At 42.3% G+C, this 16175-nt stretch carries 1 protein-coding gene; it reads left to right on the top strand.

Annotation, left to right across the window (positions count from 1 at the left end; all coding sequences use genetic code 11):
- Positions 1-251: 251 nt before the first annotated feature.
- Positions 252-16121, top strand: a complete 15870-nt coding sequence (locus tag KRR19_RS04020; RefSeq protein WP_216733451.1) for a G5 domain-containing protein — start codon at positions 252-254, stop codon at positions 16119-16121.
- Positions 16122-16175 lie beyond the last annotated feature (54 nt).

Raw genomic sequence — 16175 nt, 5'->3', positions numbered from 1 at the left:
GCAAAATTATAAATGTTTAAGTTTTGATACATAGGGATAAGAGAAACGTAACGAGGAAGTGTACAAAAGTAAATTTCATGTTAAAAATATTTATCAAAATAAAAAAGTGTGAAACTTTTGAAATTTACTAAAATAGTTATAGACACTTCTTGAAATTTCAGTATAATTAACTCAATTAGCAATTTTTAAACGAAACTAAATGTTGAACAAGCGAAACAAAGGTTTGGAGAAAACGAGGAGGAATTTTTTCTATGAAAAAATTAGATTTTCTTCCGAATAGACGGAACAAGTATTCTATACGTAAATTTACCGTAGGAACAGCTTCGATTCTATTAGGAACAATGTTGATTTTAGGAGTAAACGATGAAGCAAGAGCAGCTGAAAACAGCACATCTGATTCATCAGGCAGCAGCTCAAGCAGCTCGACGGGAAGTGGCGACACTTCAACAACTGAGTCAACTACAGAAACTACACCGACACAAGAGACACAAACAAATACGCCAGAAACAACGACGAATACGACAGAAACAGCACCACAAGTTGATACCTCTCCACCACAAGAACCGGCTCAAAATACAACTGAAACAACAGAAACACCTGCGACATCCACGCCATCTGGTGAGACGTCTGCGCCAACAACTGACCCTGCGCCAGCACCAGATACGACTACAGAACAAGATTCAACACCTTCTAATCAAGAATCTTCAACATCAACACCTTCAGAAACACCAACACCTTCACAGCCATCATCCAATGAATCATCTCAAACACAAAGTACTCCTGATACTAAGACAACACCTTCAACAGACGCACCTTCATCATCAAACGACACTTCATCAGACTCTCAAACAACACCATCAAATGATACATCATCAGAATCTCAAGCGGCACCATCAAATGATACATCAAATCCAGATACATCAACAGGAACGTCAGATGCACCATCAACAACTGATAATAACACTACAAATAGTACAGCTAATGATACTTCTACGCCAAATTCAACGAATGACACAACGATTTCATCTATTGAATCACCAACACCGACATTGTCTCAAGATTTATCACAAACATTGGATAGCAGTACAGATAAGGAAAGCGCTTTAACAGATTATTTAGCAACTGAAGAAAATTTATCACCTGAAGCAGCACAACAAGTGGTAGATGGTATGGCAGTAGATGCGAATACTGCGACAGATGAAGAAATCGCAGGTGCTTTATTGACTTCTTATTTACTGAATACATCGAGCGCACCTGGCAGTGATCCTGTGGGCGAATTACCATTAACAACATCTACACAATCATCAACGACATCAAGTTCAACAAGTATTTCACCGATGTTTCGTATGATGGCATTTTCAGCATATGCAGCACCAGCACCTGCGACACAAGTCAGCACGTGGGATCAGTTTATTGCGGCGTTAAATGACAAAACAGTCTCTAATATTCAATTGACTGGCAATATCACAGGTACAAGCTCACCGAACCTTCAAACTTCAACAGGACGCTCTGTGACGATTGATGGTGGCGGTTATACGTTGAATACGGGAACGAATATTATTAACGCCCCAGCAACATCAGGCAGTTGGAATATGACGTATCAAAATATGAATATTACAACAGGCAATACAGGTGGTTTAGTAAACTTCGGCGCAAGTACGACGACTAACAACACTATCTCGTTCAATAACGTCAAACATACTGGCAGTAACTTGGTGAGCAGTACACTCGCAAACCAAAACGTGAATGTCAATATTAGCGGCAACTTCAGTTCAATTAGTAATGACAGTACTTTAAACCGTTCAAACATTGGTGCGAAGAATATCAATATTGCGGCAGATGCGACAGTTAATATTACACGTACTGGTTTAGGTAACGCACTGCAAGTCGTTGATGGCGGTGTAATTACAACAGGTACGAATTCAAATATTACAATGAACGTTTCGCCAACCAACCCATGGGGCACAACGAACGGCACAACTGCATTCCAAGTCGGTAATGGCGGCTCTGTGTTAATCGGTGATGGTTCGACATTAAATATTACAGGTCAAAATATTTTTGACTTTGCGAATGATGGCACGCTTTACACAGGTGCGAATTCTACAATCAATATCAGTCAAAAAGGTAACGGTAACATTGTAGATATGGGGACTGGCAGTACTTTCGAAGTTGGCCAATACTCTAAATTCATCGCATATTCCGATGGACATCGTGCGGGTGATTACTCAAACAACAACCTGATAGGATTAGATGGTAACTCTCAAATTTTAATTGATGAGTACGCGACATTATTCTTAGATGCAAAAAACCATCAATGGAACCCAGATACTAAGACACAAGTCGGCGCTTATAATGACTTAGTCAACATTAATGCGACAGGTACGCAAAGTGCATTATTATGGGTGAAAGATAATGCGACATTAGACTTGCGTACAGATAACCGTGACTATTACGCGGAAGTTTTATCGATTCCTTTAGGCGGAACAAGTCAAAACCGCCAATTTATCTTTGATAATGCGAACTATATCAACTTCCAAAAGAATAGTATTGTCACAAGTGGTCAAAGTACAAATGGCAGTAAGCCGAACTTGATTTATATGGATCCTGGCTCTCCAGGTTATATGAAGTGGAATGGTTCTTATATTGTTAAAACTTGGAATGCGACACACTTTAGTGATCCAAATCAAAGTGCAGATGCGGATACAGTTTGGTCTGACGTTGTAGATTTACAAGCAGCACAAAAAGGTTTCTCTACAGGTACACCAACTTATAATACAGCAGAATCTACAAGTGCCAGCTCAACACCTTCAGGTACAAGCAGTAAAGACTTAAGTACTTTAAACTTAAATACGATTCAAAGAATTGTGTTAATCAGTAATAACTCAGTCAACCCTGAAGCTGTGCCGGCGCAAACAACCGTAGAAACAATTGAGCCAAGTACAAGTTATCAAGCTGTTTCAGACCCGACAAAACCGCTTGGTACTGAAACGATTGTGGTAGAAGGTGTACCAGGTTCACAAACTGTAACAACAGAACCAGGTAAAGATACTATTGTGAACGTGACACAACAGCCAACAAACGAAGTTATAGGTGTGAATAATGTACAAGCGACGACAACAACTATTCCTTACAACACACAATATGTCGGTGTAAACCAACCAACAGATTATACAAACGTGCGTACACAAGGCCAAGCAGGATCAACAACAACGACAACGACTTATACGGTTGACCCAGCAACAGGTCAATTATCTAATCCAGTGACTACTACATCGACAGTTCAACCTGTAACACAAGTCATTGAAAAAGGAACAGTTCAAACAACAACAGCAGATGTACCATATGAAACGATTTATAGAGAAAATCCAAACTTACCTCAAGGTACACAAAACGTTGTTCAACAAGGGGTAACAGGTCAAACACAAACGACAACGACTTATACAGTGAACCAGACAACAGGTGCATTAGAAAATCCGACAACATCAACAACGACATTAACACAAAAGCAAGATCAAATTATTGAAGTAGGATCAGGTGTGACAACATCAACAACTTCACCGATTCCATCAGGTACGACATATGTTGCAGATCCAAACCCTGATGCAGGAGTTGGAGACCAAACAGTTGTGACGCAAGGTCAAGATGGTGTCGCAACAACAGTAAAAGAACCTGGTCAAGAAGCAGTTACAACAACGACAACACCAGCTGTTGATGAAGTCATCAGTGTGGATAATGTTGATACTAACGTGACACCGATTCAATATAATACGGTGTATCGTTATAACCCGGATTTAGCAGTAGGAACAACGAATACGTTAGTTCAAGAGGGACAAAATGGTTCAACAACGACGACAACAACGTATGATGTAGATGCGACAACAGGTGCATTATCTAACCCGCAAACTGTGACAAATACAATCAATCCAGTTGACCAAGTCTATGAATATGGACCAGTCGCAGGCGATACAGTGTATCAAGTCGACCCGAACTTACCATACAACCAAACAAATACAGTGCCAGGCACGCCAGGGGACCCGAACGATCCAAACAACTTGCCGACGGACACAATTGTTTATGTTGGTAATGTCAGCACATCAACAACACCAATTATTCATAGTACGGAATACATTGGTGTGAATGAACCGACGACGTATAGAAATGTAGTGGCTGAAGGCAGTGATGGTTCAACAACAACGACAACAACATATGAGGTCAATCCTCAAACAGGTGAATTGATTAATCCGCAAACTAATACAGAAACAGTGCCTGCAGAAAATCGCGTAATTGAAAAAGGGACAGTCCAAGTTACAACAGCAGAAGTACCATATGAAACGACTTATAGAGAAAACCCAGATTTACCACAAGGCACAGAAAATGTGTTGCAAGAAGGTGTGGTAGGTCAAACACAAACAACAACAACTTATACAATCAACAGCACAACAGGTGAATTAGAAAGTCCTGTTTCAAATACAGATACTTTAGTACAAGCACAAGACCGTATTATTGAAGTGGGTACAGGTACGACGTCTGTCACAACTACACCAATTCCAGCGACAACGGTTTACCAAGCGAACCCTGACAAAGATTCAGGTACAGGTGACCAAATTGTGGTTGTTGAAGGTCAAGATGGTGTGTCAACAACAGTGAAAGAACCAGGTCAAGAAGCGGTTACAACGACAACCACACCAGCGGTTAATGAAGTCATCGGTGTAGATAATGTTGATTCAGCGACAGCACCGATTCCATATGAAACAATCAACCGTTATAACCCAACATTACCTGTTGGTTCACAAAATGTGGTCGTTCAAGAAGGACAAGAAGGTACCGCAACGACAATCAAGACATATGAAGTTGACCCGGCAACAGGTGCGTTATCTAATCCGGTGACAACGGAAGAAGTGTCTCCATCAACACCGCGTATCGTAGAATACGGACCAGTTGAAGGTAATACGGTTTATCAAGTCGACCCGAACTTGCCATATAACCAAACAAATACAGTACCAGGTACACCTGGAGATCCAAATAATCCGAATAACTTACCAACGGATACTATTGTGTATGTCGGTAATGTCAATACAACAAATGAAACATTACCTTATGACACGCAATATGTAGGTGTTAATCAACCGACAGATTATACAAATGTACAAACAGCGGGTCAAAATGGTGTGACGACAACGACAACAACTTATGAAGTCGATCCAAATACGGGTACATTGATTAATCCATCTATTTCAACACAAACGACACAACCTGTGACAGAAGTGGTTGAAAAAGGAACAGTCCAAGTTGCGACAACACCAGTACAATATGAAACGATTTATCAAGAAAATGCGAATTTACCTGTAGGCGTTCAAAATGAAATCCAACCAGGTGTGGTTGGGGAAATAACAACGACAACAACGTATACAGTGAATCCTGAAACAGGCGCATTAGAAAATCCATCATCAACAGATGCGACAACAGTTCAAAAACAAGACCGTATTATTGAAGTCGGTACAGGTACAACTGTTGTGACTACAGATCCGATAGCGCCGACAACGGTTTACGAAGCAAACCCTAATCCAGATGCGGGCACAGGTGATTACACAGTAATAACACCTGGACAAGCAGGTGAAACGACAACTACGAAAGAACCTGGTCAAGAGCCAGTCACTGAAATTACGACACAACCTGTGAATGAAGTCATTGGTGTGGATAACGTAGATACAACAACAGAAACAATTCCGTACCAAACAGAAACACGTTATAACCCGAACTTGCCAGTAGGCAGTACAGATGTAGTGGCACAACCAGGTCAAGATGGTGTGATTACGACAACGACAACGTATGACGTAGATATAACGACAGGACAACTGTCTAATCCACAAGTGTCAACAGAGACAACACAACCTGTGACACAAATTATCGAATATGGTCCGGTTGCCGGAGAAACGATTTATCAAGCAGACCCGAACCTGCCATATAATGAAACAACGACGGTTGAAGGTACGCCTGGCGATCCGAATGACCCGAATAATCTGCCTACAAACACAGTGATTAAAGTAGGTAATACAACACATGAACTCGCAACATTACCTTATGACACGCAATATGTAGGTGTGAGTCAACCGACAGATTATACAAATGTCAGAACAGAAGGACAAGAAGGTTCAACAGCTACGACAACGACGTATACAGTGGACCCAGATACAGGTGCGTTATCAAATCCGGTCACTTCTGTTCAAACGATTGGACCAGTTACACAAGTGGTTGAAAAAGGAACGGTTCAAACGACAACAGCGGATGTCCCATATGAAACGATTTATAGAGAAAACCCAGATTTACCACAAGACACACAAAATGTGGTACAACAAGGCGTAGTTGGTCAGACACAAACAACGACAACGTATACGATAAATCCAGAAACAGGTGCGTTAGAAAGTCCGACATCTGACACAATAACTACGATTTACAAACAAGACCAAATTATTGAAGTAGGTACAGGCGTAACGACATCTACAACGTCACCGATTTTACCGACAACAACTTACCAAGCGAACCCTGATGCAGACCCTGGCACAGGAGACCAAGTTATCTTAGTGCCTGGTCAAGAAGGTGTTGCGACAACGGTAAAAGAGCCAGGTAAAGAAGCGGTCACTACAACGACTAAAGAACCAGTGAATGAAGTGGTTGGTGTAGATAACGTGGATACTACAACGAGCACGACAGCTTATGATACGATTACACGTTATAATCCGAACTTGCCGACAGGCAGTACAAATGTAGTCGTTCAACAGGGTCAAGATGGCGTTACAACAACGACAACTACGTATGAAGTAGACCCGACAACAGGCCAATTATTAAATCCGCAAGTAGAAACAAACACAACAGAACCAGTGAGTCAGATTGTGGAATATGGTCCTGTCGCAGGCAATGTCGTGTATCAACCTGACAGTAATGTACCTTATAATCAAACTAATACTATTGAAGGTACACCTGGAGACCCAAATGATCCGAATAACTTACCGACAGATACAGTTGTCAAAGTGGGTAATGTGCAAACGGATGTGACGACACAACCATATGAAACAACATATGTAGGTGTGAGTCAGTCGACAGATTACACAAATGTTCAAACACAAGGTCAAGACGGTACAACGATTACCACAACAACGTATCAAGTGGATCCAAACACAGGTTCACTATCAAACCCTGTGACTGCAGTTCAAACGATTGCGCCAGTGACACAAGTGGTTGAAAAAGGAACAGTTCAAACAACAACAGCGGATGTCCCATATGAAACGATTTACAGAGAAAATCCGTATTTACCACAAGGTACACAAAATGAAGTTCAAACAGGTATTACAGGTCAAACACAAACAACAACGACTTACACAGTGAACACACAAACAGGTGCACTAGAAAGTCCAGTTGAAAACACAACGACATTAGTTGAAAAGCAAGACCGCATTATTGAAGTGGGTACAGGCGTAACAACGTCTACGACAACACCAATCCCACCTGAAACAACTTATCAAGCAAATCCTGATAATGATCCAGGTGTCGGCGAACAAACGATTATTACACAAGGTCAATCTGGTGTATCAACGACAGTCAAAGAACCTGGGCAAGAGGCAGTTACGACAACGACAACAGAACCTGTGACGGAAGTCATTGGCGTAGATAATGTGGATGTGACACAACAAGATATTCCGTATAACACGATTGAACGTTATAATCCGAATTTACCAGTGGGTACAACGAATTCAGTGGCACAAGAAGGGCAAACGGGTCTTAAAACAACAACGACAACGTATGAAGTTGACCCAGATACAGGCGCATTATTAAATCCTGCGATTAATACAACAGAAACTGCGCCAGTTGATCGTATTATTGAATATGGTCCAGTGGCAGGAGAAGTAATTTATCAACCAGACCCAAGCTTACTAGTAGGCCAACAAACGACTACTGAAGGTGTACCAGGAGATCCAAACGATCCAAATAACTTACCGACAGATACGGTTGTTAAAGTAGGTAATGTCGATACTGCGACAACTGTCTTGCCACATGATGTGACATACGTGGCAGTAGATCAACCGACAGATTATAAAAATGTTGCAACAACAGGTGTCGATGGTTCAACGACTACTACAACAACGTATCAGGTGGATCCAAATACAGGTGTGTTAAGCAATCCGACATCAGTTAATCAAACAACAGAACCTGTGACAGAAGTTGTGGAAATCGGTACGCAACAAGTCACTACAGCTGAAGTACCTTATACAACGATTTATAGAGAGAACCCAGACCTTGCGGAAGGCACACAAAATGAACTTCAAGCAGGTGTCATTGGGCAGACACAAACGACAACAACTTATAGCGTGAATCCAGAAACTGGAGAGTTATACAATCCAGTTGCGAATACAGTAACGCTGACTGAAAAACAAGATCGTATTGTAGAAGTCGGCACTGGCGTGACAGTAACAGACACAACAGTGATTCCGCCGACGACAACGTATGAAGCAGCACCGAACCCAGATGCAGGTGTCGGTAACACGACAGTGATTACAGAAGGTGTACCAGGTGAATCAACAACAACGAAAGCACCAGGACAAGATCCAGTTACTGAAACAACAACACCGCCTGTCAACGAAGTGATTGGTGTTGATAATGTAGACACAACAACAGATACGATTCCATTCGATACGCAATATGTAGCAGTAGATCAACCTATCGGCTATGAAAATGTGGCGACATCAGGTCAAAATGGTACAACAACGACAACAACAACGTATCAAGTCGACCCGAATACAGGTGCATTGATTTCTCCAGAAACAACAACGACGACAGAACAACCAGTGGCACAAGTGATTGAAATCGGTACAAAACAAGTGACAACAAACGATATTCCATTTAATACAACGTATGTCGATAATCCGAACTTGCCAGTAGGAACTGAAAATGAGGTTCAAGCAGGTATTGTGGGACAAGAAGAAATCACAACAACATATACTGTAAATCAGACAACAGGTGCACTTGAAAATCCAGTGTCTGTGACAACAACACAAGTTGAAAAACAAGATCGTATTATTGAACGTGGTACAGGTGTCACAACAACTGAAGTGACAGAGCTGCCACCGAAAACAATCTATGTTGCGGATTCAGATAGTGATGCAGGTGTGGGCGGTACGACTGTTCTTACGCCAGGACAAGCAGGTTCAACAACGACAACGACTGAACCAGGTCAAACACCTGTCACAGAGACAGTTCCGGCTGTAGACCAAGTTGTAGGTGTTGATAACGTAGATACAAGCACAACAGATGTTCCGTTTGAAACACAATATGTCGGTGTAAACCAGCCTGTGGGTTATGAAAATGTTGCAACGACAGGTCAAAACGGTACAGAAACAACGACAACAACGTATGATGTGAATCCGGAAACTGGAGCGTTGACGAACCCTCAAGTTTCAACAACATCAACACCAGCTACTGCACAAGTTGTGGAAATTGGTACAACGCAAGTTGAAACTAACGATGTGAATTACGAAACAATTTATAGAGAAAATCCAGACTTGCCTGCAGGTACACAAAATGAAATTCAAGCAGGTATTACAGGACAAACTCAAACAACAACAACTTATACAGTAAATGCGCAAACAGGTGCGTTAGAAAATCCAACTTCAAATACAGTAACAACAAAAGAAGTACAAAACCGTATTGTTGAGGTCGGTACAGGTGTAACGACACAAACTACGACACCAATCGCACCAACAACAAGTTACACCGCAAACCCTGATACAGCGCAGCCAATCGGAGAACAAACAGTGATCACAGAAGGTGTGCCAGGTGAATCGACAACAACGAAAGCACCAGGACAACCTGCGGTCACTGAAACAACAACGCAACCTGTGAATGAAGTCATTGGTGTAAACAATGTGACACAAACAGAAACGGATGTACCATATGAAACAATTATCCGTTATAATCCGAATCTGCCAGTCGGCACAACGGATTATGTAGCACAAACAGGACAAAATGGTTCAACTATTTCTACGACAACTTATGAAGTTGATACAAACACAGGAGCATTGATTAATCCGAACACACAAACAACAACAATAGATCCAATAAATCAAATTGTAGAATACGGACCAGTTGCTGGCGGTACAACATATCAAGCAGACCCGACATTACCAGCTGGTCAAACAAGTACAGTACCAGGTCAACCAGGAGATCCGAATGATCCGAATAATCTGCCGACGGATACTGTGGTAAAAGTGGGCAACGTGACAACAGAAACAAGCCCAGTTCCTTATAACACACAATATGTAGGTGTTAGTGAACCGACAACGTATACAAATGTTCAAACACCAGGTCAAAATGGTACTGAGACAACAACGACAACGTATACTGTGAACCCAGAAACAGGTGCACTTGAAAGTCCAGCAACTATAACAACGACAATTCCTTCAACAACTGAAGTGATTGAAAAAGGTACAGTACAAGTTGTAAATACGGATATTCCTTACGACACAGTATATAGAGAAAATCCAGATTTACCTGCAGGTACACAAAATGAAATTCAAGCAGGTAGCGTTGGCACATCACAAACAACAACAACTTACCAAGTAAATGGTCAAACAGGTGCGTTAGAAAATCCAACGTCAGAAACAACAATTCTATCTGGTGCACAAACACGCATTATTGAAGTAGGTGTCGGCACAACTGTTACGACAACAGATGTGATTGAACCTAAGGCAAACTATGTCGCAAATCCAGATGCAGACCCAGGCACAGGTGATCAAACAGTCATCACACCAGGTAAGCCAGGTGAATCGACAACAACGAAAGCACCAGGTCAAGAGCCTGTCACTGAAACAACAACACCAGCTGTTGATGAAGTGATTGGTGTAGACAATGTGGATACGACAACACAAACAATTCCGTACGAAACCATCATCCGTTATAATCCGGATTTACCTGTCGGTACAGTGAATCAAGTGGTACAAGAAGGTCAAGACGGTACGACAACAACGACAACGACATATGATGTAGACAGCACAACAGGTACATTGTCTAATCCGCAAGTAACACAAAGCACAACAGCACCTATCAATAAAATTGTAGAATATGGTCCGGTTGAAGGTACGATTGTGTATCAACCAGATGCGAATCTGCCATATGGTGAAACAGAAACAATTCCAGGTACGCCAGGCGACCCGAATGATCCGAATAACCTACCGACTGAAACAGTAGTGAAAGTGGGTAACCAAGTTACAACAACGGATGCGTTGCCATATGACACCCAATATGTTCCAACAACTGAACCAGTAGGCTATGAAAATGTGAAAGTCGCAGGTCAAGATGGTACATCTACAACGACAACAGTGTATGATGTGGATCCAACAACAGGTACATTAAGCAATCCAGCAGTGACGACAAATACAACACCAGCTGTCACACAAGTTGTTGAAAAAGGCACAACTCAAGTCACAACAAGTGCTGTACCATATGAAACGGTTTATGTAGAAAATCCTAATTTACCTGAAGGTGCACAAAATGTGCTTCAAGAAGGTTCAGCAGGTCAAACACAAACAACGACAGTTTATTCACTCAATGCGGAAACAGGTGCTTTAGAAAACCCGGTTTCTTCTACAGTGACAACACAAGAAGCAATCAATCGTATTATTGAAGTCGGTACAGGCGTAACGACAACAACGACAACACCGATTGCGCCGACTACGTCATACGAAGCTAATCCAGATTATACGCAACCTGTCGGAACACAAACTGTGACAGTCCCTGGTCAAGCAGGCGAATCAACGACAACGAAAGCACCAGGACAAGAAGCGGTTACGGAAACAACGATTCCTGCAGTGAATGAAATTATTGGTGTGAATAACGTAGAACGTACAGAAACAACCATTCCATACGAAACAATCGTACGTTATAACCCAAGCCTTCCTGTAGGTACAACAGATTATGTCGCACAAGAAGGTACGAACGGTACAACGACAACAACAACAACGTATGAGGTAGATAATCAAACAGGTGCGTTAACAAATCCACAAACACAAACGACAACAGTAGATGCGGTGAATCGTATTGTGGAATATGGACCGGTAGAAGGCGGCATCATTTATCAACCAGATGCGACGTTGCCTGCAGGTCAAACATCTACAACACCAGGTACACCTGGAGATCCAAACGACCCAGATAACTTACCGACAGATACTATTGTGAAAGTCGGCAATACAACAACAGAAACAACTCAAGTACCTTATGAAACGAAATATGTAGGTGTTGATGCACCAACAACTTATACGAATGTACAAACACCAGGTCAAACAGGTACAGAAACAACAACAACAACGTATAGCGTGAATCCTTCAACGGGTGCTTTAAGTAACCCGCAAATCACAACAACATCAACACCAGCTGTTGATGAAGTGATTGAAAAAGGTACGACACAAGTCACAACAGCTGACGTTCCTTACAATGTGGTTTACAAAGATAATCCTAATCTACCTCAAGGTACAGAAAATGTACTGCAAACAGGTATCACAGGACAAACGCAAACAACAGTAACTTATACGGTGAATCCGCAAACAGGCGAGCTAGAAAATCCATTATCAACAGATCAAGTGCTAGTAGAAAAACAAGACTTGATTATTGAAGTGGGTGTCGGCACAACATCAACGACAACAACAGAAATTCCGCCAGAAACAACGTACGTTGCGAACCCTGATTCAGACGCAGGTACAGGTGATACACAAGTGGTGACACCAGGCGTACCGGGCGAGTCAACGACAACGAAAACACCTGGACAAGAAGCGGTGACAGAAGTTACTACACCAGCGGTTAATGAAGTGATTGGTGTAGACAATGTGGATACGACAACGCCAACGATTCCGTATGAAACAATCATCCGTTACAATCCAGACTTACCTGTCGGTACAACAGATTATGTTGCGCAAGAAGGTCAAAATGGAGTCACTACAACGACAACAACGTATGAGGTGGACAGTCAAACAGGCGCGTTGACGAATCCTCAGACTGAAACACAAACAACAAATCCAGTGCAACGTATTGTGGAATATGGACCAGTAGAAGGCGGTGTGGTCTACCAACCAGATTCAAGTGTGCCATATGGCGAAACAGTAACTGTTCCAGGTACACCAGGTGACCCGAATGATCCAAATAATCCACCGACAGAGACGGTCGTTAAAGTTGGTAATATGACAACAGATACAACACCAGTTGCGTATGACACGCAATATGTACCGACAACTCAACCGGTGGGCTACGAAAATATTACGACACCAGGTCAAGACGGAGTAGTAACGACAACAACGATTTATCAAGTGGACAAGACAACAGGTACATTGATTAATCCAGAAGTAACATCAATCAAGACACCACCTGTCACACAAATTGTGGAAAAAGGTACAACACAAACATCAACGAACGATGTACCATACGAAACTGTGTATATCGAGAATCCTAACTTGCCTCAAGGCACACAAAACGAGTTACAGGCAGGTGTTACAGGTCAAACGACAACGATTGTGACGTATACGTTGAACCCACAAACAGGTGCGTTAGAAAATCCGACAGAAGTGACAACTACTGATATTGCGAAACAAGACAGAATCATTGAAGTCGGTAGCGGTACAACAACATCTACGACAACACCGATTGCGCCGCAAACTTCATATGAAGCGAACCCAGATGTATCACAACCAATTGGTACTCAAACAGTGATTACAGAAGGGCAACCAGGTGAATCTACAACAACGAAAGAACCGGGTCAAGAAGCGGTAACAGAAGTGACAACACCAGCAGTGAATGAGGTTATCGGTGTCAACAACGTAGAACAAACAACAGAAACGATTCCGTATGACACGATTGTCAGATATAATCCGAATCTGCCAGTCGGCACAACGGACCATGTCGCACAAGAAGGTCAAAACGGTGTTACTACGAAGACAACAACGTATGAAGTAGATGCGACAACGGGTGCGTTGATTAACCCGATAACGAATACTGAGACAACCAACCCAGTGCAACGTATTGTGGAATATGGACCAGCTGCAGGCCAAGTGGTTTTCCAACCAGACCCGAACTTACCAGCAGGTGAAACAAGAACAGTGGAAGGTCAACCAGGAGATCCGAATGACCCAGATAATCCACCGACAAACACAGTCGTTTATGTAGGTAATGTCGTAACTGATTCAACATCAGTACCATACGATACGCAGTATATCAGTACAGATGAGCCTATCGGTTATGAAAGTGTCGTAACACCAGGTCAAGACGGTACGACAACTACAACGACAACGTATGAAGTGGATCCGACGACAGGTGCATTGGTGAATCCAGCAACATCAACTGAAACAACATCACCAACACCGCAAATTGTCGCAAAAGGTACAACTCAAACAACAACGAATGACGTACCATTCGAAACAATTTACCAAGAAAATCCTAACTTACCGCAAGGTACTCAAAATGAAGTACAAGCAGGTATCACAGGTCAAACTGAAACAACAACGACGTACACAGTTAATCAAGAAACTGGTGCACTTGAAAATCCATCAACTGTCACAACAACTGTGACACCGGCACAAAATAGAGTGATTGAAATCGGAGTCGGCACAACCGCAACGACAACAACAGAAATACCGCCGTCAACTTCATATGAAGCGAATCCGGATCCATCACAACCAATCGGTACACAGACAGTGACAACAGAAGGACAACCAGGTATTGAAACAACAACGAAAGTACCAGGGCAACCTGCGACATCAGAAATTACAACACCACCAGTCAATGAAGTGGTAGGTGTGAACAACGTTGAACAAACAACAACACCTATACCATTTGAAACAATTATCAGATACAATCCTGATTTACCAGTCGGTACAGTTAATCATGTGGCACAAGAAGGTCAAAACGGCGTAACTACAACGACGACAACGTACGAAGTAGACAAAACAACAGGCGCTTTATTGAATCCGACAACAACAGAATCTGTCACAACACCGCCAGTTGACCGTGTGATTGAATATGGACCTGTCGCACCATCTACAACGTACCGTCCAAATCCAGACTTGCCAGTTGGCGAGACACAAGTGATAGAAGAAGGTACGCCAGGAGATCCGAATGACCCGAATAATCTGCCGAAAGACAGAGTGATCAGTGTCGGCACAAAAGTGGTCACAACGACAGATATCCCATATGACACAATCTACCAAGATAACCCGAACTTACCAGCAGGTACAGAATATGAAGTACAGCCAGGTAAAACAGGTCAAACACAAACAACAACAGTTTACGGCGTAGATCCGAAAACAGGTGAACTCATCAATCCAGATACAACAACAATTACACTGGTTGAAAAGGTAGACAGAATTGTTGAAAGAGGAACTGGCACAGTACCAGTTGACCCAGAAGATCCGGGTACAACACCAGAAGAACCAGAACAACCTGAAGATCCGGGCACAACACCAGAAGAACCAGAACAACCTGAAGATCCGGGCACAACACCAGAGGAACCAGAACAACCTGAAGATCCGGGCACAACACCAGAAGATCCAGGTACAACACCGGAAGAGCCACAAGAGCCGGAAAATCCTGAGAAACCAACACCAGAAGTTCCAGAAACGCCAGGCACACCAGAACAGCCTGAAAATCCAACGCAACCAGAAAAACCAGAAGAGCCTGAAACAGAAGTGCCAAATGAACCAAGCGAACCAAATCAACCAGAACAACCAATAACACCAAGTACACCTGAGACACCAACACAACCAGAAAAACCATCACAACCGACATCACCAGAAGTTACTGTGCCATCTGAAGATAAAGATGGAGTAACGCCACCACATGTACCATCTGAACCTGAAACTAATGATGGTACAACAGTAACGACTGAAGGTGAACAAGATGTACCAGCTCAGTCAGAAGCTGAAGGTAAACAACCAACAAAAGCAGATAAGCAACAAACTGCTAAAGATAAAGACTTGCCTGATACAGGTCAAGATGATGTGAAGAAAACATTATTCGGCACATTGTTCGCTGGTTTAGGTGCTTGGTTACTCTTTGGTAAACGTCGTAAGAAAGATAATGAAGAGAAATAAGTATTAAATTTAAAAACTGAATAAGTAAGATGAGACGTCCTTTGAAAGTTCGAG

Origin of the sequence: Staphylococcus sp. CWZ226, from assembly GCF_018986355.1 — a bacterium.
In the GTDB taxonomy this organism is placed as follows: Bacteria; Bacillota; Bacilli; order Staphylococcales; family Staphylococcaceae; genus Staphylococcus; species Staphylococcus simulans.
Note: the sequence above shows the minus strand (reverse complement) of the source record. Positions and strands in the feature narration are given on the sequence as shown.